The 24,824-nt window shown below is 72.4% G+C and carries 20 protein-coding genes; 6 read left to right on the plus strand and 14 right to left on the minus strand.

The window, feature by feature from the left end; genetic code table 11:
• Window positions 1-680 (plus strand): hypothetical protein (locus tag HK417_RS22920; protein WP_439957940.1); only part of this gene is annotated, 680 nt, incomplete at its 5' end.
• 208 nt (window positions 681-888) lie between these two features.
• On the opposite strand, the gene HK417_RS22925 is transcribed toward HK417_RS22920, so the two are convergent.
• The 6 genes from HK417_RS22925 to HK417_RS22950 all read right to left on the minus strand — a co-directional run bounded on the left by HK417_RS22925 (window position 889) and on the right by HK417_RS22950 (window position 7,189).
• Window positions 889-1,347 carry an anthrone oxygenase family protein gene (locus HK417_RS22925; RefSeq protein ID WP_222272465.1) on the minus strand — a complete coding sequence of 153 codons (459 nt, stop codon included), beginning with the start codon at window positions 1,345-1,347 and terminating at the stop codon, window positions 889-891.
• 459 nt (window positions 1,348-1,806) lie between these two features.
• The gene (locus HK417_RS22930) at window positions 1,807-2,286 is read right to left on the minus strand and encodes a TspO/MBR family protein (RefSeq protein WP_222272467.1); all 480 of its coding nucleotides are present in this window, start codon (window positions 2,284-2,286) and stop codon (window positions 1,807-1,809) included.
• A complete protein-coding gene (locus HK417_RS22935) occupies window positions 2,283-3,773 on the minus strand; it encodes an alpha/beta hydrolase fold domain-containing protein (protein WP_222272469.1) in 1,491 nt (496 codons plus the stop codon). The genes HK417_RS22930 and HK417_RS22935 overlap by 4 nt, the downstream gene beginning before the upstream one ends.
• Window positions 3,770-6,109, minus strand: a complete 2,340-nt coding sequence (locus HK417_RS22940) for an FAD-dependent monooxygenase (protein WP_222272471.1) — start codon at window positions 6,107-6,109, stop codon at window positions 3,770-3,772. The genes HK417_RS22935 and HK417_RS22940 overlap by 4 nt, the downstream gene beginning before the upstream one ends.
• 43 nt (window positions 6,110-6,152) lie before the next feature.
• On the minus strand, window positions 6,153-6,713 hold the full coding sequence (locus tag HK417_RS22945; RefSeq protein WP_222272473.1) for a hypothetical protein: 561 nt from the start codon (window positions 6,711-6,713) through the stop codon (window positions 6,153-6,155).
• Window positions 6,714-6,721: 8 nt separating this feature from the next.
• On the minus strand, window positions 6,722-7,189 hold the full coding sequence (locus HK417_RS22950) for a hypothetical protein (protein ID WP_222272475.1): 468 nt from the start codon (window positions 7,187-7,189) through the stop codon (window positions 6,722-6,724).
• Window positions 7,190-7,392: 203 nt separating this feature from the next.
• Between HK417_RS22950 and HK417_RS22955 the strand changes: the two genes are divergently transcribed.
• Window positions 7,393-10,437, plus strand: coding sequence for an AfsR/SARP family transcriptional regulator (locus tag HK417_RS22955; protein WP_222272485.1), 3,045 nt, complete (start codon window positions 7,393-7,395; stop codon window positions 10,435-10,437).
• 210 nt (window positions 10,438-10,647) lie between these two features.
• Here HK417_RS22955 and HK417_RS22960 read toward each other — a convergent pair whose 3' ends face one another.
• Window positions 10,648-11,079 (minus strand): GNAT family N-acetyltransferase, encoded by a 432-nt coding sequence (locus HK417_RS22960; RefSeq protein ID WP_222272487.1) that lies wholly within the window; start codon window positions 11,077-11,079, stop codon window positions 10,648-10,650.
• Between the two features lie 152 nt (window positions 11,080-11,231).
• Here HK417_RS22960 and HK417_RS22965 point away from each other — a divergent pair, with 152 nt between their 5' ends.
• Window positions 11,232-12,020: an SDR family oxidoreductase gene (locus HK417_RS22965; RefSeq protein ID WP_222272489.1), complete on the plus strand. Its 789-nt coding sequence runs from the start codon at window positions 11,232-11,234 to the stop codon at window positions 12,018-12,020.
• Window positions 12,021-12,025: 5 nt separating this feature from the next.
• Window positions 12,026-13,726, plus strand: coding sequence for an FAD-dependent monooxygenase (locus HK417_RS22970; protein ID WP_222272491.1), 1,701 nt, complete (start codon window positions 12,026-12,028; stop codon window positions 13,724-13,726).
• Between the two features lie 418 nt (window positions 13,727-14,144).
• Here HK417_RS22970 and HK417_RS22975 read toward each other — a convergent pair whose 3' ends face one another.
• From HK417_RS22975 to HK417_RS23005, 7 genes are all read right to left on the minus strand, one after another.
• Entirely contained in the window at window positions 14,145-15,260 is a 1,116-nt protein-coding gene (locus HK417_RS22975) for an FAD-dependent monooxygenase (RefSeq protein ID WP_222272493.1), read from the minus strand.
• 399 nt (window positions 15,261-15,659) lie between these two features.
• Entirely contained in the window at window positions 15,660-17,183 is a 1,524-nt protein-coding gene (locus tag HK417_RS22980) for a mannitol dehydrogenase family protein (RefSeq protein ID WP_222272498.1), read from the minus strand.
• 25 nt (window positions 17,184-17,208) lie between these two features.
• On the minus strand, window positions 17,209-18,321 hold the full coding sequence (locus HK417_RS22985; RefSeq protein WP_222272500.1) for an ABC transporter ATP-binding protein: 1,113 nt from the start codon (window positions 18,319-18,321) through the stop codon (window positions 17,209-17,211).
• 48 nt (window positions 18,322-18,369) lie between these two features.
• Window positions 18,370-19,404: an NAD(P)-dependent alcohol dehydrogenase gene (locus HK417_RS22990; protein WP_308123789.1), complete on the minus strand. Its 1,035-nt coding sequence runs from the start codon at window positions 19,402-19,404 to the stop codon at window positions 18,370-18,372.
• Complete coding sequence (locus HK417_RS22995) at window positions 19,401-20,294, minus strand: carbohydrate ABC transporter permease (RefSeq protein ID WP_222272501.1); 894 nt, start codon at window positions 20,292-20,294, stop codon at window positions 19,401-19,403. Before HK417_RS22995 ends, HK417_RS22990 begins: the two co-directional genes overlap by 4 nt.
• Window positions 20,291-21,274: a carbohydrate ABC transporter permease gene (locus HK417_RS23000; protein ID WP_222272503.1), complete on the minus strand. Its 984-nt coding sequence runs from the start codon at window positions 21,272-21,274 to the stop codon at window positions 20,291-20,293. The genes HK417_RS22995 and HK417_RS23000 overlap by 4 nt, the downstream gene beginning before the upstream one ends.
• Before the next feature lie 37 nt (window positions 21,275-21,311).
• Entirely contained in the window at window positions 21,312-22,679 is a 1,368-nt protein-coding gene (locus HK417_RS23005; protein ID WP_308123791.1) for an ABC transporter substrate-binding protein, read from the minus strand.
• A gap of 154 nt (window positions 22,680-22,833) precedes the next feature.
• On the opposite strand from HK417_RS23005, the gene HK417_RS23010 reads away from it, so the two are divergent.
• Both HK417_RS23010 and HK417_RS23015 read left to right on the plus strand, forming a co-directional pair.
• The gene (locus HK417_RS23010) at window positions 22,834-23,781 is read left to right on the plus strand and encodes a sugar-binding transcriptional regulator (RefSeq protein ID WP_222272505.1); all 948 of its coding nucleotides are present in this window, start codon (window positions 22,834-22,836) and stop codon (window positions 23,779-23,781) included.
• Entirely contained in the window at window positions 23,778-24,680 is a 903-nt protein-coding gene (locus HK417_RS23015) for a phosphotransferase (protein WP_308123792.1), read from the plus strand. Before HK417_RS23010 ends, HK417_RS23015 begins: the two co-directional genes overlap by 4 nt.
• Window positions 24,681-24,824: the final 144 nt, after the last annotated feature.

Genomic DNA, 24,824 nt, shown 5'->3' on the forward strand with positions numbered 1-24,824 from the left:
ACCACGGCATGACCAGCTGGAACCGGACGCTCGTCCCGCAGGTGCTCGATGCCGTGAGCGCTGCCGGCTACGTGCCCGAGATCGTGACCCCCGGCCGGTCCCCGGCGCCGGCGACCGAGGTGGTGGTCGTTCCCAACGCGGTCCGCTACGGCGACCTCCACCTGCGTGGGCGCGCCGCGACCGAGCAGGGGCGCGCGGAGGTCGCGGCCGGGCTGGAGTCGCTGTCGCCCACCTACGTCTCGCAGGTCCTCGACGACGTCGATCTGGAGGCCCTGCGGGCCAGCGACAAGTTGGGTGACCTCATCGTCGAGGCGCAGCCGCCGTACGGCTTCGCGCTGACCGAGCCACCTGCCGGGGAGGCGCGCGCCTCCCACGGGAGCACTCAGGAGCTGGAGGTCCCCTTCCTGGTGTCCGGTGCCGGATTCCACCGCGGCGCCGCTCCGGAGAACCCGAGCATCGTCGACGTCGCGCCCACCATCGCGGCGCTTCTCGGCGTCGCCCCGCCCGACGACGTCGAGGGACGCGTGCTCACCGAGGTCCTCGGGTCGCCGTCCTCTCCCGCGGGGGCCGGCCGGCCCGAGCCGGGTTCCGAGATGCCCGTGCGCGGACCGAGTCGGGAGCGCCGGTCAAGGACGCGTCCGAGTGCGCAGCAACGGTCACCTGCCCTCGGACCCGAGTGAGGTCGATCCGGACGCCGTCACGTCTTCCGGCATGCCACGCCCCGCACGACCGGCTCCTCCGCACGGACGCGCCTGCTGCGCCGGGTCGACGCGCCCGGTGCGTACCGCTGGCCCTGGTCCGGGGCACAGCTCGGCCGGGGCGACAACGCCACCGTCGTCGTTCGCTTCCGGGAACCGCAGTCGCCTCGGGACGGAGCGAGACGTCAGCTCAGGACTTCCTGTCCATCAGCGCCGACGCCGCCCCGAGAGTCGCGAGAACCCCGAGCGCCACGCGGAGGCGATGCCACCGTGCCCACCTCTCGAGCAGGCTCGCCGTCTCGGCATCCGTCAGATGCTCGGCCGTGAACCGGTGGTTCATCGGCTCGTTGACGGTGATGGTGATCGCGACGACGCCCGCTGCCGCCGCCGCCGCCACGGACGCCGCCCCGGCCCGGGGGCCCTTCGCCGTGTGCACGACGGCTGACGCCGCGTTCACGGCGGCTGCGCCTGCACCGAGAGGGATCATCAGGGTTCGGATCCGGTCGGAGTGGGCCGCGAACCAGGTCCGGAACTGTTCTGGCGGGACACCGCGCCAGAACGGGAGGAGCACCACGTCGATCAGGATCATCCCGCCCGCCAGGAGCCCCGCCAGCACCGCTGAGAGGAGAGCGAGGAAGCGCGCGACCACGCGAGGCACTATCCACGCTCCCTCGCGTGAGCAACAGAGCGATCCCTGCGGTGGCGGTCCCGGCCACCGAGACCCGTGCGCGTGAGCAGGAGTCGCTCCTCGCACACTTCATCGCCCCGGTGCCCTGCAGGTCAGGAGCCCGGTGTTCCGCTTGTTGGAACTGGTGAAGCCCTGGTGGTGCTTCGCGCCTCACTGCACTCCTCGAGCGACGCCGCGAAGCGGCTCGCCGCCTGGCGGCCCCGGCCGGGGTGCACGTACTGGTGGGCGGTGAGCGTGATGGTGGTGCTCGCGTCCCTCGGGCCTTCCAGGGACGACCTGCACCACGTCACCGGAGGAGTGCCGTGGCGGAGGGCGAGTCGCTGACGCAGAGCCGGCTGCGATCGTCCGATCAGACGGGTGGCCAGTCGGGTTCCACCCGACGGGATCCGTGTGATCGGCGCCGGCCCCGTCAGTCGCTCGTCAAGGGAAGGCGCCTCCGCGCGGGGTCGGGTTCAGTCGCCACAGCCGGTAGGTCCACGGCAGGTCGTAGATGAGGACGTAGGCCAGGTACGGGGCCAGGGCGTTGCGCGAGCGCGCGTCCCCCGCGACCGATCGCTCGAGCGCCACGAGCGGGACCACGAAGGCGCACACCCCGGCGAAACCGGCACGAGTGCTCCGACGGCCGAAGAAGACGCCGTTCCAGGCCTCGTTGGCCACCAGCACCGCCAGGCTCCAGGCGGTGCTCCGGGCGTCGCGACGATCGATGCTCCGTGCCAGCACGTAGCCGATGAGCCCGTAGTACAGCCCACCCACGACCAGGAAGGCAGGAACGGGCAACTGCCAGCGCGGCGCGGTGAGGCCACGGAACCAGGCCATCGCCCTCTTCCCGATGAAGGCGTTCCCCGCGACAGCAGCGCCGCCCGTGCAGGCGCTCGCCTGGAGCACGGATCGCCGTTTCATGCCCTGCCCGCGTCCGTGCCGCCGTCGTCGACCGGGCCCGTACGTGCTCGAGCGCGCGCCGGGTCCTCCGCCCGCCTCTTGAGCGCCTCGTTCATCGCCACGAAGGCAGGCAGGGTGTCCCGGTCCAGGGATGCAGCGGCGAACGGGACGAGGACACCCCGGAAGGTCTCCTGGTGGACCAGCCGGGTGCCACCGTCCTGAGGCTCGAGCACGAAGGCGTGCTCGGCGTCCATCAGCCCGGGGAGGCCCAGCCTGCCGCGCCACCGCAACTCGCGGTGGACGGCGACCTCGACGAGTCGGGGGCGCACGGTCATCACCCGGCCGCCGACCGGCTGCATCGTCAGCGTCAGCCGACGGCCCGGGGCCACGGCCCCCTCCGCACGCACGATGAACGGATTCCAGGCCGGGTAGGCGGCGAGATCGGTGAGCACCTCCCATACCCGTTCGGGCGTGGCCTCGATGTCGACGTGGGTGGACAGTCGCTTGGACATGACGTTCTCCTTCGATGGGATGAGGAGCTTTCCGGGAGGCGGCACGGGAGGGCCGATCACTGCCGCAAAGGGGGGTCCGCTCTCCGAGCGCACGGCATGCCCGGGTGTCTGATCCGGGTCCAGGCGCCCGCGGAGGAAGGCGGCCTGGGCCGCCACTGCCCGATCGGCCGCGGGACCGGCACCGAGGGTGGGATACGCGTGCAGGGCCCCGGGCTCCTCGAGATAATCGACGGCCACGCCGGCGTCCAGGAGCCGCTGCCGCAGCAGACGGACGTCGTGGACGAGGATGTCGCGGGTCCCCGCGGTGATGTGCACGGGCGGGAGCCCGGCCAGGTCGCCGTACAGCGGGGACAGCCGGTGGTCGCTCAGCGGGGTCCGGCCGGCGTAGGCCTCGGCCGACGGCTGCAGGAACCGGCGGGTGAGGACCGGGTCGGCGGGCTCGGTCCGGGGGATCTGTGGATTGGCGAGGGTCAGGTCGACCCACGGCGCCATGAGCACCAGTGCCGCCGGCAAGGGGCTCCCGGCGGCGATCAGGGTCCGGGTGGCGACGAGCGCCAGGGCGCCGCCGGAGCTGTCCCCAGCCAACGCCCAGCGACCGGGTCGCAGCACCTCGGCCGACGTCAGTGCCTGCAGGGCGGCGACGACGTCCTCCAGCGCCGCCGGGTGCGGGTGCTCGGGCGCCAGCCGGTAGTCGATCATGACGGCCGCCGCCGACAGCTCTGCGCTGAGCACGGTCAGCCAGCGCCACTGGCCGGGCACCGGCCCCGTCACGTACGAGCCGCCGTGCAGGTAGACGAGCGCGCCGCGGTCGGCCGCCGAGGAACGGACCCATGTGACTGGCACCCCGCCCGCGGCCAGCGTCTGCCCGAGCTGACCGGCCAGCAGCGCTCCCGGAGGACGAGGCGTGCGCCCCAGCCGCTGGATCCGGACGTTGAGCGGGAACGGCAGCCGTGGCAGCCCGCGGCTGGCCAGGCGGTAGAGCGCCGCGCCGGTCACCGTCGGCTCGCCGGGGACTCGGGCGCTCGACGCGACGGTGGCCGCCGGCCAGTCGGGACGGCGCCGGCCGGCCGCACCGGGAACCCCTCGAGTGCGGAAGGCCCGGAGCCGGTCAGGGCGGAGGCGTCGCGCGCCGCTGCGCGACCCAGTCGGCCGCTGGTGGCGGCCATGACGACCAGACCCAGGGCCGCGCTGGCCAGCAGGTGCACCGGGCCCGCCGCGTCGTCGAGGTACAGCCGGGGCAGGAAGCCGGGACCGCCGAATCCGCCGCCGCCGGTCGTCGCGTTCCCTGCCGCGTGCACCAGACCGACGACGAAGAGGCTGCCTGTCCGGTTGGCGACCCACCCCTGCAGGAACCGGAACGGCACGGCCGTCGCGGTGATGAAGAGCAGGACGGCGGTCGTACCGAGCCAGCCGTTGCCGGCCGCCAGGGAGGCGTGCTGCAGCGCGAACAACGGCCCGGTCGCCAGCGCGGCCCGCACCGGCCCGTGCCGATCCTGCAGTCGGTTCTGGAGGAAGCCCGTCCAGGCCACCTCCTCCGCCCAGTTCGTGGTGAGGAACACTAGGAGCAGCTGGACCAGCAGTCCCGAGACCAGGGCCGAGGCGAGCACCCAGCCGGTTCCCTCGGGCGGCCCGAGCAGGGCCACGGCCATCGCCGTGGTCGCCACTGGGACGACGACCAGGGCCGCCCCGTACCAGCGCAGGGGCACCCGCACCCGGACCGCGCGCCTCCACAGCGCGCGAACCCCCGCCGGCCCGTCGACGACGCGGGTGACGACGACCGCCGGCAGCAGCAGCCCGACCAGGTTGGCCGCGACGACGAAGGGGGCCGTGGGCAGGTCCACGTCGTACCACGCAGGCGCGAGGACGGGCTGGAAGGCGATCGCCTGACTGACGGGGAGGGACCAGGCGAGGAAGCTCCCGACGGGGTGCCGGCGGATGCGACCCGCCAGTCGCCGCTGCGAGGCGACGGGCGTGCTCATCGGGGGCCGCTCGCCGACCGCGGCCTCGCGCCGCGGACGGCCGCGACCGCGGGCCGTCCGGAACCCGGGACCTCGAGCTGCGGAGATCCCGGCAAGCTGGTCCCGACGGGCATCGCCTGCGCCACCCTGGCGACGTGCTCGTTCCGGATCCCGATGGCCATGAAACGGGAGAACAGTCGCAGCAGGAGCGGTATCCGGGACAGGAGGCGCAGCGGGGCCGGAACCCCGCGGGACCGGCCCGGCGCTGCCGCCGCGCCGAACATCTGCCGCTGGACGCCGCGCTGCACCAGCTTGGGTGACCCGCGTGGGGAGGTCGCGGCGGCGCTGCACCCGCCGGAGGTCCCGGGGTGTCACGGTCCCTCTGAGCAGGGGTGGGACGAGGGCGTTGGCGGCGGCCACGGCGTCCTGGACGGCCAGGTTGATCCCGACCCCCGCGACCGGGGACATGGCATGGGCGGCGTCACCGATGCACAACAGCCCCGGCCGGTACCAGCGGCGCAGCCGGTTGACCCGGACCTCCAGGAAGCCGGTGTCGTCCCAGCTGCGCAGGGCCGTGTCGACCCGGTCGCCCAGGAAGGGCATGGCTTGTCTCACCTCTGCTCGGAGCGCCTCGATGCCCGCCGCCCTCAGCGACGCCACCGTGCCCTTCGGCATGGTGTAGGCGCCCTGCCAGTAGCTGCCCCGGTCGATCATCGGGAGCAACCGGCCGGGCACCAGCCGCGCGAAGGACGCCTCCGGATCCCCAGGGCTCTTGGGGAGGCGGTACCAGAGCACGTCGAGCGGGGCGCCGAACTCGACCACGGACATGCCGGCTGCTCGGCGCACCGCGGAGTGGCGTCCGTCGGCGGCGACGGTGAGCACCGCACGCAACTCCCCCTGGGCACCGTCGCCGTCCGTGCGCCGGTAGCGGACCCCGGTCACCGTGCCGTCCTCCTCGATGAGTCCCACCACCTCCACGCGGCGGTGGAGTGCGAAGGAGGAGGACTTCGCGGCTTCGGAGGTGAGGAAGTCCAGGAACTCGTACTGCGGCACCATCGACAGGCACTGGAACCGGCCCGGGAGCCGGGTGAACTCTCCGAGCGGGACCAACCCGTCGTCGGTCATCAGCGTGATGGTGGTCGTGCGCTGCTGGGGCAGCTCCTCGAAGCCCTCCAGCAGGTCCAGTTCGGCCAGCACCTGCATCGTCGAGGCGTGCACCGTGTCGCCGCGGAAGTCACGCAGGAAGTCCGCGTGCTTCTCCAGGACGACGACGTCGATGCCCGCGCGGGCCAGGAGGAGGCCGAGCATCGCCCCGGCGGGCCCGCAGCCGGCGATGCAGACCGTGGCGGCCGAGGGAGGGTTGGCGGTGGTCATCGAAGTGGTCCTTTCCAGCCAGGGAGACCGGCGGGCGGGAGCGTCAGGAGGTGGCCGTCGACGACGCCAGGGGACGGGGCGCCGGCCGGCTCGCGTCCCGCTCCCGGCGCGCCCGCAGCCGCCGCAGCCCCTCGAGCACGGCGGCGTCGCAGATCAGCAGCCCGACCAGCGCCGGCACGGTCATCGCCCATGCGGAGCCGTCGCCGACGACGACGCCCCACAGCAACTTGCCGGCGGCCATGACGTTGAGGAGCGCCAGGCCCCAGAGGACCGACCGCCGCCAGAAGGCCGTGCAGTAGGCGGTCAGTGCGAGCGGAGCGAGCATCGCCTGCGCGACCTTCTGGAGGTCCCACGTGCCGGTGAGCCACTTCCGCTCGAAGTCGAGGAACTCCAGCACCCGCGGATCGGGCTGCGCGGGCGCGGGGAACCAGAAGATGCTGGTGGCGAGGGCGACGAGCGTGCCGGCGATGCCCCAGCCGCTGCGGCGATGGGCGAACCAGGCCAGCGGCAACAGGAAGAGCGGCCGGATGTACCAGCTGAGCACGTTGGCGTGGCGGTCGAACGCCCAGTCGCCGAAGTCGGCGAGGACCTGCGCGATGTCCATGAGATCTCCTAGGTGGAAGCCGGCGCGGGTGCGCGGTAGGTGGTCGGCGGTGCGGTGGGAGCGGGCGCGGCCGGCACCCGGAACGCCAGGACCACCAGCGCGATCGCGGCCAGGCTGACCGCGGCGAGGCTTCCCGACTGCAGGACCTGGTCGGTCGTGGTGGGCAGGACCGACACGTGGACCTGGTGGTAGAGCTGGTGGGGCAGGTCCACCACGACCACGGCCAGGCCGACGGCGCGGGCCACCCACACGACACCGGTCAGGAGCGCGACGAGCGCGACGGTGCCGACGGCGAGATTGCCCAGACCGACGTCGCGGAGCAGGTGCTCGTTGTAGGGATTGTCCGGGCTGACCCAGTGGTGTCCCATCCCGGGGAAGTCGGCGTAGAAGGAGGCCGGGAAGACGGCCTGCCAGACGCCGATCGTGAATCCGAAGAGGGTGAACCACACCAGCAGCAGCTTGATGGCGAGTCGCATGCGGGCCTCCGGGAAGGAAGGGGATCGGTGTCGGCGCGGGGACCGGATCACGGGAGCAGCGTCGAGACCGCGGCTTGACGGATCGTGGGCATCCGCTTGACGGGGCGAGGACGCAGCGACGCCGACGGGGGGCGGAATCCGGGCCACCGCGGGGCAGGATGACCCGACGGCCAGCCGGGCGGGGCCGGAGAGGCAGGTGGGCGGTGCAGTTCGAGATCCTCGGGCCGCTGCAGGTCCGCGATGCCGGGCGGCCGCTGGCCCTCGGGCGGCCGAAGCAGCGCGCCGTCCTGGCGATCCTGCTGCTCGACGCCGGCCGGGTCGTGTCGCTCGACCGGTTGGTGGAGGAGGTGTGGGGGCGGCAGTCGCCGCCGCAGGCCCTCGCGTCGTTGCAGGCCTACGTCTCACATCTGCGTCGGCTGCTGGAACCGCAGCGCACCCCCGGTGCACCGGCGACCGTGATCGTCAACCAGGCGCCCGGCTACCGCATCGTGGTGCGGCCGGAGGACCTCGACGCCGCGCGGTTCGAGACGCTGGCGCAGACGGGGCACGATCTCCTGCAGCAGGACGAGGCAACGCGTGCCGCGGAGACCCTGGAGGAGGCCCTCCGGCTGTGGCGTGGACCCGTCCTGGCGGACTTCGGTGATGCTCCCTTCGTCCAGGCCGAGCGAGCCCGCCTGGACGATGTCCGGCTGACCGCGTTGGAGGGTCGGTTGAGCGCCGACCTGGCCCTCGGCCGGCACGCCAGGATCGCCGCCGAGCTCGAGCAGCTCTCTGCGGAGCACCCCTTCCGGGAGCGTCTCCAGGGTCTGCGCATGGCGGCGCTCTACCGCTGCGGACGGCAGGCGGAGGCGCTGCAGAGCTATCAGCAGTTCCGCAGGCAACTGCGCGAGGAGCTCGGCCTCGACCCCGGACAGGCGCTCCGGCACCTCCAACGGGACATCCTGGCCCAGGCCCCCCACCTGGACTGGACGGCGGCTACCGTCCAGAGCAGCGGGGCCGGGCGACCTCCCGCGGCGGCACCGGGGATCCCGGGTCCGGCGGTGAGCCCCCCGGGCGTCGTGCCTCCCGCGACACCTGGCGGCCTGGTCGGCCGTGACGGGCAGCTGGAGGTGATCGACCGGGCGCTGGCCGGGACGTCGGCCGGGCAGGGACGGATCATCCTGGTGGCGGGTGAGCCCGGGATCGGCAAGACGCGACTCGCCGAGGAGGCGATCCGGCGCGCCCGCCTGTCCGGCGTCACGGTGGCCTGGGGTCGGAGCGACCAGGACGCCGGGGCCCCGCCGTTCTGGCCGTGGACACAGGTGCTCCGCGACCTGCTGGGCGACGGATCGGGCCGGCCGCCCGCCGCGGAGTCGGCCGCCGACACCGCCCAGCTGGCCCGCATCCTGCAGGAACTGGCGGGCGGCGAACCTCGGGCCGCCGCGCCGGTGGTCGACCCGGAGGCGGCCCGCTTCCGGGTCTGCCAGGCAGCCACCGGGGCGCTGCGGGACCTCGCCTCCGCCCGACGCCTGCTGGTGGTCCTCGACGACCTGCAGTGGGCGGACGTCGCCTCCCTTCGGCTGCTGAGCCACCTCGCCCCGACGCTGGCCGACGCCCCCATCGTGGTCCTGGTGACCTACCGCGACCGGACGCTGGACGGCGCGGAGCCGCTCGCCGACACGCTGGCCGAGCTGGCACGCACGGCCCCGGTGGACCGGCTGGACCTGGCCGGCCTCGGAGTCGCGGACGTGGCCCGGGTCGTGGCGTCCCACGCCGGTACGGACCCGGACGACGAGTTGGCCCGGCTGATCAGTGACCGCACCGGTGGCAACCCGTTCTTCGTCATCGAGGTCCTCCGCCTGCTCGGCGCCAATGGCTGGCCGGAACGGACCGCGAGCGAGGCGGCGTCGCTGGTCGCACAACAGGTCCCCGCCGGCGTGCGCGACGTCCTCCGCCGACGTCTGGGCCGGCTTCCTGATCAGACCCGCACCGTGCTCCTGGTCGCGGCCGTCATCGGTCAGGAGTTCGACCTGGACGTCGTCCGTGCGGTGACCGGGGTGGACGACGACGACGCGCTCGCCGCCGTCGAGCTGACCGTGTCCGCCGGCCTCGTCGTCGAGGACCCGGCGACGGTGGGCCGCTTCCGCTTCGCGCACGCGTTGATCCGCGAGGCCATCTACGGCGAGATCAGCCGTGCACGTCGGTCCCGGCTGCACGCCCGCGTGGGACAGGCGCTGCTCGATCACCGCGGCGACGACGCTGACCACGTCCTCCAGTTGGCCCAGCACTGGTGGCTGGCCGCTCCGGTGGTCGGCGCCGAGCAGGCGATCCCGCACGTGATCGCCGCGGCCGAGCTGTGCCTCGACACCTTCGCCCACGAGGAGGCCGAACGGCAGCTGCGCCGCAGCCTGGACCTGCTGGCCACCGCAGCGCCGACGGCCGGACGCGCCGCCTCCGAACTGGCCGTCCAGCGGCGTCTCGGCACGCTGCTCGTCCAGCTGCACGGCAGTGGCTGCCAGCACGCGTGGGCCTGCTTCGCCCGAGCCCGTGAGCTGGCCGACCAGCTCGGCGACACCCCCGCTCTGCTGGCCTCCTGCCGCAGCCTGTACGAGGTGGCCTTCGCCCGCGCCGACCACCAGGCTGCCGCCGCCCTGGCCGCGGTGATGCTCGACATCGCCGGGCAGGGCGACGACCCGGACGTGTTCGTCCTGAGCCAGCTGTCCCTGGGGCGCACGCTGTGGTCCCAGGGCCGGCTGACCGCTGCCAGGGAGCACCTCGAGCAGGGGCTGCAGATGTCGGGCCCGGTGGACGGCCGGGAGTTCCTGCCACCGAGGATCGAGCTGCAACTGCAGCTGGCCGCGGTGCTCACCTCCCTTGGTGATGCCGACGCGGGGGTCCACCTGCTGGCCATGGCCGTCGGGGCGTCGCGCGAGGGACACCCGTTCGCGCGTTCTCTCACCGTCACCGGAGCAGCCCCTCGTCTCCGCCATGCGCCGCGACCCGTCGGCGGCACGCGAGTGGGCGACCGAGGCGTTGGAGCTGGCCGAGCGATGGAACCTCCCCTGGCCGGCCGGATACGCGGCAGTGGTGCTGGGGTGGGTGCGCGCGATCGAGGGCGACGCTGCGACCGCGATCCCCGACCTGCGCGACCAGCTGGCGCGGATCGAGGCCGGCGGCACCCAGCACCTGGTCGGCTGGGGCCTCGGGCTGCTGGCCGAGGCACACCTGTGCAACGACGAGCCGCTCGAGGCCCTGCACCTCCTCGATGACGCCCTGGCCCGGGTCGCGCGGACGGGAGAACGCTCCTACGAGTCCGAGTTGCACCGCCTGCGCGCGCTGGCCCTGGTCGCGCTGAGGCCACCGCGTCCCGAGGAAGCCCAGGGCGCTCTCCGGCGGGCGGCCGCCGTCGCCCGCGGACAGGGGTCCGTCATGCTGCTGGAGCGGGCCCTCGAGACGTCCCGAGCGGTCGCGCCCCACCGTCACAGCGGCAGCCGCGACCACCCCGTTCCGCAGCCCTGATCCCGCACCCGCGGGACGAAACCGACCCGGGCGAGCAGCGCGGCGGCCCGCCGGTCGAGAGCGGGCGGGACGGTGAGCTCCTCGACGCCCGACGCCCGGAGCAGGTCCGCGACCTCGCACACCAGCCGGCGTCCGAGGGAAGGATCCCGGTAGGCCGCCGACACGGCCAGGCCGCACAACCGAGCCGCGGTGCGTCCGAGGGGGCGGACCACCACCACTCCCGCGAGACCGTTGCCCTCGGTCGCGGTCAGGTCGCACAGGCCGTACCAGTTGCAGGCCGAGTCGTGGTCGTCGAGGCCGCAGTCCGGCAGCAACCGTGCGGCCTGTCGCCGCTCCGAGTCTGCGACGAGCCGCCGGAAGACGATGCCGGCCGGTGAGCCGCGGGAGGTCATCGTCCCTCCAAGGGGCTGGGGTGTCTCGTCCCGACGGTGCTCGCGGCGGCTTGACGCCCGCTTGACGTGAGGCAGGTGCGGCGGGCCAACCGTCCGTCAAGGCCCGGCGGCGACGCTTCTCTCCCCGACCAGTCCTGACGGAGGGATGTGTGATGACCAGCGTGCTCGTCACCGGCGGCACCGGACAGCTCGGGCGCCGGGTGGTCCGTGCCCTGGCGGCCGACGGCCACACGGTGCGGATCCTGAGCCGGAGCCCGGCCGCACCACCGGTGCCCGGCGCCGACGTGGTCGTGGCGGACCTCAGCACCGGGGCCGGCCTCGCCCAGGCGGTGGCCGGGACCACCACGATCGTCCACTGCGCCACGGATCCGCGGAGATCCGGGACGGTCGACGTGGGAGGAACCGAGCGGCTGCTGGAGGCGGCGCGCGACGCCGGCCGACCGCACGTCGTCTACGTGTCCATCGTCGGCGTCGACCGCATCCCGACCGAGTACTACCGGTCCAAGCTGGCCGCCGAGCGGACCATCGAGGGATTCGGGCTGCCGTGGACCGTCCTGCGCACCACCCAGTTCCACGACTTCGTGCTGCAGCTGCTCGACCGCATGACCGGGCTGCCGGTCGTGCCCGTGCCGCGCGGGTGGCGGGTCCAGCCGATCGACGTGGACGAGGTCGCCCGGCGACTGGCCGACGCCGTGGCGGCGGAGCCGGCGGGCAGGCTGCCCGACCTCGGCGGACCGGAGGCGTTCCCGGTCGTGGAGCTCGTCCGCGACCGCCTCCGGAGGACCGGACGTCACCGTCCGGTCGTGAAGGTCCCCCTGCCCGGCGCGTCCTCCGCGGCGCTCCGCGCGGGCGCCAACCTCGTCCCCGGCAACCGCTCCGGCGGCTGCACCTGGCGCCAGTTCCTCGACGGCCGTTCCCCGTCCCAGCTCCTGGAGGGCTGACCACCATGAGCGCCAGCACGGACGTGCTCGTCGTCGGCGCGGGCCCCACCGGGCTCACGCTGGCCTGCGACCTGCGCCGCCGCGGCGTCGACTGCAGGATCATCGACCGGGCCGCCAGGCCCCACACCTGGTCCCGGGGCAAGGGCCTGCAACCGCGCAGCCTCGAGGTCCTCGACGACCTGGGGATCGCGGGGGCCGCCCTGGCCGCCGGCCGGACCCATCACCGCCTGCGCCTGTACTCGCGCGGGCGGCTCGCCCTGGACCTGGACGTACCCGCGCGCCCGCCGCAGCCCGGAGTCCCCTATCCGAACCTGGTCGTCCTGCCGCAGTGGCGGACGGAGCAGGTGCTGCGGACGCGATTGTCAGAGCTCGGCGGCGCCGTCCAGTTCGCGCGCGAGCTGATCCGGCTCGACCAGGACGCCCACGGTGTCACCGCCACCGTCGTCCATCACGACACCGGCGCCAGCGAGGAGATCCGGACCGCCTTCGTGGTCGGCTGCGACGGCGGCAGCAGCACGGTACGGACACTGACCGGCATCACGATGCGCGGCGGCAGCCACGAGGAGCACTTCGTCCTGGGTGACGTCCGGATCGAGGGGCTGCCTGCCGACGGTACGTCGTTCGCCTGGTTCGACGACGACCGTTACCTCGCCGCCGACCCGCTCGACGGGAGCGGGACCTGGCAGGTGCAGGCCGGCGTCCAGCCGGACGCCTCCGGCGACCTCGAGCCGGCGTCCCTGGAGCTGTTCCAGCGTCTGTTCGACGAGCGGGACCTCGGGGACGTGCGGCTGACCGACGCCACGTGGCTCTCCGACTTCAGCCCCCGAGTCGCCATCGTCGACCGCTACCGTGCGGGCCGCGTGCTCCTGGCCGGCGACGCCGCCCACGTGCACAGCCCGGCGGGCGGCCAGGGCATGAACACCGGCATCCAGGACGCGTACAACCTCGGCTGGAAGCTCGACGGCGTCCTCCGGGGGCGTGCGGGTCATCCCCTCCTCGACACGTACCAGGAAGAGCGGATGCCCGCCCGCGCCGTGCTCGAGAGCAGCGACCTCGGCCACAGCGCCGTCTTCTCCCCTCATCCCGTCATGACCTTCCTCCGTGACCGGGTCCTCGTACCGGCCCTGCGGCTGCCGGCGGTCCAGAACCGGCTCCTCGATGGCGTCGCCGAGCTCGACGTGGGCTACCGGAACAGCTCGCTGGCCCGCGAGACGGCCACCGTGGACCTCGTCGGCGACGGGGAGGCGGCCGGCGTGGTCGACCACGTCCGGTTCCGTTACGGCCCGCGCGCCGGCGACCGCGCACCGGACGCCCAGGGGCGTCGCGGCGACAGCGGCGCGCCGACGCGGCTCTTCGACCTCTTCCGGGGCACGCACTTCACGCTCCTGCTGTTCGACGGCCCCGCCCCGACCGAAGCCGGATACCAGCGGTTGGCTACGACCGCACGACAGGTGGGCGCTGCGCTGGGCGAGGACGTCCGCGCCTACCTCGTGGTGCCTGACGACCGCAGGCCGGACGGACTGAATCACGTCGAGGTGGTCCTCGACCCGGACCGCGACGTCCACCAGCGCTACGCAGCCGCGGCTGAATCGCTCTACCTGGTGCGACCCGACGGGTACGTCGCCTTCCGCAGCCAGCCTGCCACCGCCCAACCCGTGCTCGACCACCTCAGCTCGATGTTCAGGCTGTACGTACCCACCGTGTGAACTCGTCGTTGTCGTCTCCGGGCCGGGCTCAACACGGGCTGCCGGGGCGTGTGCGGGGGTACCAGGTCGCTCCTAACACTCAGCCGGCATGTCCGTTCTGCGGCCTGTCCCGAGAAAGCTGAGGTCCGCCCGGGGTCCTGGCTGAGCGCTGCCGCTGTCCCGGTGGCCACCCGATCCGGGTGACCCGCCTCTGACCAGCGGTCAAGCTGTCGGGCTGACGGACCTTGAACCTGCGACCCCTGCCCCCCGGACGTGAGAAGGCAGTTGCCGTCGGCCGCTGATGTGCATCCATGCAGGTCAGGCGGGAAACGGCGCGGCCGCGAACGGAGGCGACCTGTCGCGGACGAGGAACAATGGTGGTCAGGCGCGCCCAGTGGCATCCCCGCGGTGACAGACCCGATGCTGCCCGGCGCGCCAGTCACCGGGTCGTGCTGCGCCGGCCGACGACCCGCAGCGCAGCGTTCCTGACCCCGACACCGATCCGGGTGCTGGGGACCAGCAGATGCGAGACGACCGGCACCGCCCGCTGCCCCCGGGCCGCGAACCCGCGGTGTCGCCGCTCGTAGTCGGCGAGAGCGGCCGGGAGGCTGTCGTGGCCGTCGAGGGACTCCGCGAGCGTCCACGCGCCGACGATCGCTGCGGTGGAACCGTCGCCGAACAACGAGACGCACGAGGCCGCGTCGCCCAGCAGCGTCACGGGACCGTGGGACCACGTCGGGGTGCGCACCCGGCACACGGCGTCGAAGTAGGTGTCCGCGGCGGCGAGGTAGGCGGCGAGCAGCTCGGGCACCCGCCATCGGAGAGAGCCGTACACCTCCGCGAGCAGAGCCCGCGAGGCGACGGCGTCTCGAGGATCGATCCGTCGTGCCGACCGGAACAGGAACGCGACGCCGGGGCGGCCGCCGGCCGGGTGGACGGCGACCGCCGCATCCGGGACGTTGTGCATCAGCACGGGGTCGCCCCGCTGTGCGACCCCGGAGAGCCGGACAGTGGCGACGTACATGCCCAGCTGCCGCACGTAGCCGGCCTCCGGCCCGAACACCAGGCGGCGGACGCGGGAATGCACACCGTCGGAGCCGACCACGAGGTCGAACCGCTCGGCCGCCGACCGCTCGAAGATGACCTCCGCGCCGCGTGCATCCGGCCGGATCCCCGCGACTGCCTCGCCGAAGCGGAACTCCGCCACCGGCCGGGCGACGTCCACCAGGGCTGCGCTGAGATCGGTCCGGTCCACCTCCAACTCCCGGTCGCGGCTGCGACGGGTGCCGAGGGCGGCGACGCGATGCCCTACCGCGTCGACGAACGCCACCTCGCGCACGTCTGTGGCGACGTCCCGCAGCCGCGGCAGGAGTCCCAGGCCCTCCACGACGTCGTACGCCGGCTCGCGGACGTCGACCGGGCTGCCGCTGGAGCGCACCCCCTGGTCGCGTTCGACCACGACCACCTGGTGGCCCGCCCTGCCGAGAAGGCCGGCCACGGTCGCACCGGCAATACCCGCACCCGACACGAGCACCCGCAGCGGACGTCGTCGCACCCACCTGAACGTAGGGCCAGGCTCGGCGCCGTAGCGCATCCCGGGCGCGCACCTCGCCGCCAGCGCGCGGACACGACTCCACTCCACCGACCGCGCAGCCCCCCGGGATTCCGGCTCCCTCATACGGCCCAGCCGGCGGCTCGACCGAGGTCACCGACTGCGCCCGGAGCACCGGCGCGCCGGTGGGCTCGCGCGACGCACGTGGGCGGTCACCATCTCGCCAAGACGTCGACGTCCAGGCGAGTCACGAGCGTGACGGAGTGCTCCAGCCGGGCCCCCCGAGAGCGACGTTGGCGGGACTCCCACCCGCGTGCGCGACGAACGTGCGACTCCCCCGCCCCCCACCAGATCGACCAGCGCCTGCCCGATGACGACGACCACCTGCGTCGAACACCTGAGTCAACCCGCGGGCCCGGTTCCGCCCGACGGGACGGACGGTGTCCACCCGAGGGCGTCGACCACGGCCTCGAGCGTCGCGCGAGCCCCTCGCTCGTGCAGGGACCTGAGCGCGGCCAGATAGGCCGTCGTGAAGCGCTCGTCGTCGACCAGATCCCCGAACAGGTCGCGATCGGCGATGAACGCGAGCGGGTCCTCCCGCTGGCGCCGGGCCCCCGCCACCAGCGAGTCCCGCCTGCGGTCCACGACCTCGATCGGCTGTCCCTCCTCGTCGACGCCCTCGGCGTACCGGGCCCAGCCGGCGACCACCGTGGCCGACCGACGCACCTCGCCACCGCTGGCCAGGTTCTCCCGGACGACCGGGAGAAGCCACTTGGGCAGCCGCTCCGAGCCGTCGAAGGCCAGCCGGGCCAGGGTGTCCCGGATGGCCGGGTTGGAGAAGCGGGCGATGAGGTTCTTCCGGTAGTCGTCGAGGTCGATCCCCGGGACCGGCCGCAGGGTCGGGGTCGCCTCCTCCTCCATGTAGCCGAGCAGGAAGCGCTCGAAGAGAGGGTCCTGCGCGGCGTCGTGGACGAGTCGGTAGCCGGCGAGGCGGCCGAGGTAGGCCAGCCCCTGGTGGCCGGCGTTGAGCAGCCGCAGCTTCATCAGCTCATAGGGCTCGACGTCGTCCACGAGCTGGACACCGACGTGCTCCAAGGGCGGGCGGCCGAGGCTGAAGTGGTCCTCGAGGACCCACTGGGTGAAGGGCTCGCAGACCACCGGCCAGCCGTCCTCGACGTCGAAGCGTCGGGCGACCTCGGCCCGCTCCTCGTCCGTCGTGGCAGGGGTGATGCGGTCGACCATGGAGTTCGGGAACGGGACCTCACGCTCGATCCATGCGGCCAGGTCGCGGTCGCGCAGGCCGGCGAAGGCGGTGAAGGTCCGCCGGGCGACGTCGCCGTTGCCCTGGATGTTGTCGCAGGACACCACGGTGAACGGGGTGAGGCCCCGCTGCCGCCGGCGGACCAGCGCCTCCGTGATCAGGCCGAAGGACGTCGCCGGCACGGCGCCGGGCTGCAGGTCGTGGACGACACCGGGGTCCGCCGCGTCGAACTCACCGGTCACGGGATCGATGTTGTAGCCGCCCTCGGTCACCGTGAGGGAGACGATCCGCGTCGTCGCGGCCGCCATCTTCTCGACCACGGCGTCCGGATCGTCGGGGGCGAGGAGGTACTCGATGATCGACCCCACCACCCGCGGCTCGAAGGTGCCGTCGGCGTGCTTGACCACCAGCGTGTACAGACAGTCCTGGGCCGCCATGACCTCGGCCATCCGGCGGTCCGACGGCAGCACGCCCACACCGCAGATCGCCCAGTCCTGCCCCCGGCCCTGCTCCAGAAGACGGTCGACGTACATCGCCTGATGGGAGCGGTGGAATGCGCCGACCCCCAGGTGCACGATCCCGGCCCGCAGCCGGGAGCGGTCGTAGGACGGCACGGGCAGCGAGCCGGCCAGGGACGGCAGAGTCCCGGTGGCGAGCGACGGCACGGCGGGTCCTCCGCTGCTCTCGGGCTCAGGTCGGCAGTCGAAGGCCGGTGGACGGCGAGAAGAGGTGCTCCTTCCCCTGCTGGATGCGCAGGTACACCCGCTCCCCCTTGGCGGGTGGCCGGGCGGGGTCCACCCGGGCGACGATGGTCTCGCCCAACGGTCCGGCATCCTGACGCAGCTCGGGCAGCGACCCGTGCAGGAAAGCGTCGGAGCCGAGCTCCTCCACGACCCCCACGTCCACGGGGAAGGCACCGGCAACCTGCTCCGTGACGAGGTCGAGGGACTCCGGACGGAAGCCGACGACGACGTGGTCGGCGTTCTCCTTGGACAACGCGGTGAGGGCCGCGGTGGTCAACGGGAGGCGGGCCCTCCCGAGCACCGCCTGCCCGTCCTCGAGCCGGAAGTCCGCGATGTTCATGCCCGGTGAGCCGATGAACCCGGCGACGAAGACGTTGGCCGGCTCCTGGTAGAGCCGCAGGGGCGTGTCGCACTGCTCGAGGATCCCGGCGCGGAGCACCGCTACCCGATCACCCATGGTCATCGCCTCGACCTGGTCATGGGTGACGTAGACGGTGGTCGTGGCCAACCGGCGCTGCAGGGCGGCGATCTGGGTGCGGGTCTGCACCCGGAGTTTGGCGTCGAGGTTGGACAGCGGCTCGTCCATCAGAAAGACCTGCGGCGAGCGGACGATGGCCCGGCCCATGGCCACCCGCTGACGCTGGCCGCCGGAGAGGGCCTTCGGCTTGCGGTCCAGGAACGGCTCTAGGTCCAGGATCTTGGCAGCCCCGGCGACCCGCTTGGTGATCTCGTCCTTGCTGACCCCGGCGATCTTCAACGCGAAACCCATGTTGTCCCCGACCGTCATGTGCGGGTACAACGCGTAACTCTGGAACACCATGGCGATGTCGCGGTCCTTCGACTTCAAGTGCGTGACGTCGCGGTCCCCGATGCGGATGGCGCCCCGGTCGATGTCCTCCAGGCCGGCGAGCATCCGAAGGCTGGTCGACTTGCCGCAGCCGGACGGGCCGACGAGGACGAGGAACTCCCCGTCGGCGATCTGGAGGTCGAGCGCGTCGACCGCGGGCTTCTCGGAGCCGGGGTAGATGCGACTCGCCCGGTCGTAGGTGACGGAGGCCATCAGGTTCTCTCCTTGGTCGGACGGGCCGTGGTGACGTGGATAGAGGGATCAGAGCTGCGGGTGGACGACGACCTTCACCGACTGCGGGTCACGGCGGCTCGCGGTCAACGCGTCCTCGGCTTCCCCCAGTGCGTAGCTGCCGGTGACGAGGCGGTCGAGGTCGATCCGCCCGGCCGCGACGAGCGCGATGGCCGTCGGCCAGGTCCCGGCGTAGCGGAAGGTGCCGGTCACCTCGAGTTCGCGTTCCTGCACGACCGACAGCGGCAGCGGCAGCTCGTCGCCGCCCATCCCGACCAGGACGGCGCGACCGGCCGGGGCCAGTGCACGGATTCCTTGGACGGTGGCCGCGGCGTTGCCCGAGCACTCCAGCAGCACCTCCGGTCGCCGTGGCAGGTCAAGGACGCTCGCCGTCCGTGCGTCGACGACCTCGGTGGCGCCGAGGTCGCGGGCGAGCGCGAGCCGGGCGGGGTTGACGTCGGACACCGTGATGTCGGTGGCACCGAACGCGCGGGCGGCCTGGACGCTGACCAGCCCGATCGGCCCGGCGCCGGTGATGAGGACTCGGGAGCCGGCGCTCACCCCGCCCTTGCGGCACGCCCAGATCCCCACGGACAGGGGTTCGAGCAGCGCGGCGGCGTCGTCGCTGATGCCGTCGGGCACGGGGTGAGCGAAGGCGGCGTGCACCACGACGTACTCGGCGAACGCGCCGTCGATGGGCGGGGTCGCGAAGAAGCGCATGTTTGGGCAGAGGTTGTACCGGCCCGCCAGGCACTGCTCACACTCCAGGTCCGGGACGCCCGGCTCCACCGACACGCGCTGGCCGACGGCCGGGGACGTGACCCCGGGTCCGACATCGACCACCTCGCCTGCCGCCTCGTGCCCCAGCACGAGGGGGGACTCGACGACGTACTGCCCGATCCGCCCGTGCTCGTAGTAGTGGACGTCGGATCCGCACACCCCCACCGACGCCACGCGCACGACCACCTGCCCGGGACCGGCCTCCGGGACGGGCCGCTCCTCGACGACGACGTCGCCCACGCCCCGCAGGACGGAGACCCGCATCGTGGTCCCCGGCCGGCTCACTTGACCGCTCCCAGCGACAGCCCCTGGACCAGCTTGTCTTGGGCGGCGAAACCGGCGATCAGCACGGGCAGCGAGACCACGAACGCCGCTGCGCAGACCTGGGCCAGGAACAGCCCCTGACTGGTCACGAACCCGGTCAGGTACCCCGGGGCCGTCTGTGCCACGGTCCCGGTCAGGGTCCGGGCGAGCAGTAGCTCGTTCCAGCTGAAGATGAAGCAGATCAACGACGTCGCCGCGATGCCCGGCAGGACGATCGGCGCCACCACCCGTCGCAGGGTCAGCAACAACCCCGCTCCGTCCATGGACGCCGCCTCGAGGATCTCCACCGGGACCTCGGCGAGGAACGAGCGCATCATCCACACCGCGATCGGCAGGTTCATCGCCGTGTACAGGACGATGAGCAGCCAGATGTTGTCCAGCAGCCCGCTCCACTGGGCGAACAGGTAGATGGGCAGCAGGCCGGCCACGATCGGCAGCATCCGGGTGGAGAGGAAGAAGAACATCACGTCGGTCCACTTGCGCACCGGCTTGATCGACAGGGCGTAGGCAGCCGGGATGGCCAGCACCAGCACCACGATCGTGGAGATCACGCTGGCGGTCAGCGAGTTCAGCAGCGAGGGCCAGGGGTTCGCGCCGGTGCCCACACCGAAGAAGCTCTGGTAGCCGTCCAGGGTCAGCGGGGCGAGGATCGACGGCGGGTTGGTCGCGGCGTCCTCCTCGCTGTGCAGCGAGGTCAGGACCATCCACAGCACGGGCACCACGAACAGGAACCCGATCAGCCACGCCGCCAGCCCCAGGAGGGCACCGGCCCGCGGCTTCCGCGGCTCGCGCTCCTCGCCCTCGGGGGTACGGGTGGCCGGCACCGGCCCGATGTCGGTGATCGAGCTCATCGCGCGTTCTCCTCCTGGAACAGGGTCGACACCGTCCGCAGCGCGAAGGTGGCGATGGCGATGGTGCCGATGACCACGACCACTCCTGCGGCCGACGCCCGGCCGTAGTCGTGGGCCTGGTAGAAGGTCTGGTAGATCACGTACGGAAGGTTCGCGGTGCCCAGCCCGCCCGAGGTGATCGTGAAGACCGCGTCGAAGTTCTGCACGATGTAGATCGACCCGAGCAGTCCGCCCAGCTCCAGGTAACGGCGCAGGTGCGGGAAGGTCATGTAGCGGAAGATCTGCCAGTTGGTGGCGCCGTCGATGTGCGCCGCCTCGATGACGTCCAGCGGCCGGCTCTGCAGTCCCGCCAGCAGGATCAGCATCATGAACGGCGTCCACTGCCAGATGAGGGCGACCTCCACGGAGACCAGCGGGGCCGCGGTGATCCAGTCCGGCTGCGGCGGGCTGTCCGAGCCGAACAACCGCCACACCGTCGTGAGCATCCCGTTGAGCAGGCCGTACTCGGGGTTGAAGAGGGCGTGCTTCCACAGCAGCGCGGCGGCCACCGGAACGATGAGGAATGGGGTGATCATCATGGTGCGCACCACGCCCCGCCCGCGGAATTTGCGATCGAGCAGCAGCGCGATGCCCATTCCGAGCAGCAGGCTGACCAGGACGACGACCGCAGTGAGGACGACCGTGACGAGGATGGCCCGGCGCATGTTGACGTCGGTGAGCACGCTCGCGTAGTTCCGTAGGCCCGCGAAGCCGCGCTCGTCCGGGTAGTACGCGTTCCAGTCCATGAAGGACACGATCAGGGTGACCACGAACGGCAGCTGGGTCACGATGATCGTGAAGACGAGCGCAGGGAGCAGCGGCGCCCGGCGGGCCCAGTCGGCGGAACGGCGGAGCGCTCCGCCGGCCGGCGGTGAGGGTGGCGGAGGCGGTGTCGGCGGTTGCTGCCCGCGTCCACGGCCGGCCTCGAGGGTCGTGCTCATGCCGCCGCCTTCCCCTGGTGTCGTCCTGCCGGCCTGGTCACTCCGCCTCCCGGGTGCGGTACCGCTCGGCGACGTCGTCGGCGAGCTGCTGTCCTCGTTCCAGTGCCTCGTCCACGGTCATCCGGCCGGCGATCGCCGAGCTGACGTCCTGGGACACCTGGGTCGCCAAATCCGGGAACTCCGGGATGCCCATGAACTGGATGCCGGGCGCCGGCCGAGGTTGGACGCCCGGGTCGTTCGGGTCGGCCGACTCGATGGCAGCCAGGGTGGGGTCGGCGAACGCCGATGCCTCGGCCAGGTAGTCGGGGTTCTCGTAGGTCGACGCCCGCTTGCCGGCGGGAACGCGACTCCAGCCCAGCTCGTTTCCGACCAGTTCCTCGTACTCCCGGCTGGAGGCCCATGAGATGAACTCCCAGGCGGCGTCCTTCTTGGAGCTGGCCTGCTGGATGCTCCAGGACCACGCGTACAGCCACCCCGAGCTGTCGGTCTCGACCACCGGCGCGGCCGCGTAGCCGATCAGGCCCTTGACCGGCGAGTCATCGGCCTCGAGTGAGCCCGCGGCCGAGGTCGCGTCGTACCACATGGCGACGTTGCCCTGGATCAGGTTGTTGAGGCACTCGGTGAAGCCGGCCTGCGGCGCACCGACCTCACCGTGCTCGCGGACCAGGTCCACGTAGAACTGCACGGCCTCCCGGAACTCCGGACTGTCGACCCCGGGCTCCCAGTCCTCGGTGAACCAGGTCCCGCCGAAGGTGTTGACCACGGTGGTCAGGGGGGCGAAGACCTGCCCCCAGCCGGGCTGGCCGCGCAGGCAGATGCCGGCCATCCCCGGCTCGACGCCGTCGACCCGCGCCGCGATGTCGGCGACCTGCTGCCAGGTCGGGTTCGCCGGCATCGTGATGCCCTCGGCATCGAGCACGTCCTGGCGGTACATCAGGAACGACGACTCGCCGTAGAACGGCTCGCCGTAGAGCCTTCCGTCGTCACCAGACAGGGACGCCGTCATCGGCGCCAGGATGTCGGCCTGGTCGAACTCGGCATCCGCCGCGACGTAGTCGTCCAGCGGGGCGATCCACTCGCTGCGGGCGTAGATCGGGATCTCGAAATTGCTCAGCGTGGCGACGTCGTACTGACCGGCCTGGCTAGAGAACTCCTGGCTGATCTTGTCCCGGACGTCGTTCTCCGGCAGGACCGTGAAGTTGACCTCGATGCCGGTCTCTGCGGTGAAGTGCTCCGCGGTCAGCTGCTGCAGGTCGACCATCTGCGGGTTGTTGACCATCAGCACGTTGATGCTGTTCGGGCCGCCGCCGCTGGGGCCACCGCCCCACCCTGCGCATCCGCTGACCCCGGCCGCTAGTGCCGTCGCCATCGTCACGGCGAGAGTTGCCTGCACGCGTCTGGGCACGGCGCTCCTCCGCAAGAGTTGGATCGAACGTGCTGCTCATATGAGCTACGTCGACCTCAGATGTTGTGTGGTGAGTCTTACCCCGAGGGGGTGGATCGTCAAGGGCCTGTGCCAGAATGAGCAGCGGAATGCTCGTACGAGCAGAGGAGGGCGAATGGCCGTCGAGGGCGCCGGACTTGCCGAGGTCGTGCTCACGGCGTCCATCGCGCGCCGGTACTACCTCGACGGACGGTCGAAGGTCGAGATCGCCGAGGAGTTCGGGCTGAACCGGTTCAAGGTTGCTCGGCTGCTCGAGGCCGCGCGGGAGAGCGGGCTCGTACGGATCGAGATCCGTCATCCCGGCGAGCTCGACGTCGAGCTGTCCGGTCGGCTCCAGGAACGTTTCGCCCTGCAGCACGCGGTCGTCATCGACACGCCAGACGACAACGCGGAGTCACTTCGGGGGCACCTCGGGCGGGCGGCGGCCCAACTGCTCGCCGAGCTCATCACCCCTCAGGACGTGCTCGGGATGGCCTGGGCGCGAGCGGTCAGTGCCATGGCCCAGGCCCTGCCCCCCCTACCCGGCACCCCCGTGGTCCAGCTGTCCGGAGCCCTGTCGCTGCCCGACGGGATGGACGCCTCCGTCGACGTCGTGCGGGAGGTCGCGGCTCGCTCCGGGGGCCAGGCCCACTACTTCTACGCGCCGCTCACCGTCCCCGACGCCACGACGGCCCGCGTCCTGCGGCAGCAACCCGAGGTGGCGCGGGCCTTCGGGCAACTGCCTCACGTCACCAAGGCCGTGGCCGGGGTGGGGCTGTGGGAGCCCGGACAGTCGGTCCTGTATGACGTCTCGACTGCGGAGGACCGAGAGGCACTGCGCCAGGCGGGCGTGTGCGCGGACGTCTCCGGCGTGTTCCTGTCCGCCGACGGCACGCCCGTGCACACAGAGCTGGCCGAACGCATGATCGTCATCAACGCGGAGGAGATGCGCTCCATCCCCGAGGTCATCGTCATCCCCTACGGCACGGCCAAGGCCCCCGCAGTCCTCGCCACCCTCCGGAGCGGACTCGTGGATGGCATCGTGACGCACACTGCCCTCGCCCGCGCCCTCCTCGAGAAGTGAGGGTCTCGGAGACCCCCGAGGACCAGCACCTGGAGCGACGCATGCACGCGAAGAGCGAACGCGAGGTCCCCCTCCCCGGAGGCATGGCGAACCGGGGCCAGGTCGTCCGGATCGGGGACACCGTCCGACGCCCACCACGCGCCACCGGCTCGGCCACGCATGCACTGCTGCTTCACCTGGCCGACGTCGGGTTCACTGGGGCTCCTCGCTTCCTCGGCGTGGACGACCAGGGCCGTGAAGTCCTGTCCTACGTCCCCGGGACCGCGATCACGCCGCCGTACCCGGCGTGGGCCCTCACGGATGAGGCGCTGGTCAGCGTGGCCACGCTGTTGCGCGAATACCACCGCGCGGTCGCAGACTTCGATCCCACGCCCCACGTGTGGCCCCCCTCGCCGACCCCGCCGTTCGCCGGGGACCTGGTCAGCCACAACGACCCCAACCTGGACAACGTCGTCTTCCGGGACGGGCGGGCCGTGGCGCTCATCGACTTCGACCTGGCCAGCCCCGGCAGCCGGGTCTGGGACGTCGCCTGTGCCGCTCGACTGTGGGCGCCGCTCCGGCCCGAGCGCTACATCGACGACGCCCGGCGCGGCCGGGCCATCGCCCGATTCCGGCTGTTCGTCGACAGCTACGGGCTTGCCGATGTCGACCGCGGTCGACTCGTGTGCGCGGTGCTGCAGAACCACGACTGGTGTTACGACGTCGTCGGCACCGCCGCCGCGACCGGTCACGCGGCGTTCTCCGACTACTGGGCCGGTGGCGCCATGGAGCGGGCGCACGCGACGCGTCAGTGGTACGTGGACAACGCCGATGTCCTGCACGACGGCCTCACCCGACGGCTGGGAAGCCCAGACGCCTCACCGGGCACCCGCCACGCTGACGTCGACTTCGGCCCCTGAGTAGAAGCACAGGTTGTCACCACAGAGCCGGGCGCAGCTGGCCGGCGGGAGGGAGGGTCCGCTGTATCCGGAGGAACGCCAGCAGGCCATCGCGATGCTGGTCACCCAGCGCGGGCGCCTCAGCGTAGCCGCGGTCGCCGAGCA

This window comes from Modestobacter marinus (assembly GCF_019799945.1).
GTDB lineage: Bacteria > Actinomycetota > Actinomycetes > Mycobacteriales > Geodermatophilaceae > Modestobacter > Modestobacter marinus_B.

Coding starts and splice junctions, on each gene's coding strand:
- HK417_RS22930 (WP_222272467.1), bottom strand. CDS start 2,286: ATGAAACGGCGATCCGTGCTCCAGGCGAGCGCCTGCACGGGCGGCGCT.
- HK417_RS22940 (WP_222272471.1), bottom strand. CDS start 6,109: ATGACCACCGCCAACCCTCCCTCGGCCGCCACGGTCTGCATCGCCGGC.
- HK417_RS22945 (WP_222272473.1), bottom strand. CDS start 6,713: ATGGACATCGCGCAGGTCCTCGCCGACTTCGGCGACTGGGCGTTCGAC.
- HK417_RS22950 (WP_222272475.1), bottom strand. CDS start 7,189: ATGCGACTCGCCATCAAGCTGCTGCTGGTGTGGTTCACCCTCTTCGGA.
- HK417_RS22960 (WP_222272487.1), bottom strand. CDS start 11,079: ATGACCTCCCGCGGCTCACCGGCCGGCATCGTCTTCCGGCGGCTCGTC.
- HK417_RS22965 (WP_222272489.1), top strand. CDS start 11,232: ATGACCAGCGTGCTCGTCACCGGCGGCACCGGACAGCTCGGGCGCCGG.
- HK417_RS22970 (WP_222272491.1), top strand. CDS start 12,026: ATGAGCGCCAGCACGGACGTGCTCGTCGTCGGCGCGGGCCCCACCGGG.
- HK417_RS22985 (WP_222272500.1), bottom strand. CDS start 18,321: ATGGCCTCCGTCACCTACGACCGGGCGAGTCGCATCTACCCCGGCTCC.
- HK417_RS22995 (WP_222272501.1), bottom strand. CDS start 20,294: ATGAGCTCGATCACCGACATCGGGCCGGTGCCGGCCACCCGTACCCCC.
- HK417_RS23000 (WP_222272503.1), bottom strand. CDS start 21,274: ATGAGCACGACCCTCGAGGCCGGCCGTGGACGCGGGCAGCAACCGCCG.
- HK417_RS23010 (WP_222272505.1), top strand. CDS start 22,834: ATGGCCGTCGAGGGCGCCGGACTTGCCGAGGTCGTGCTCACGGCGTCC.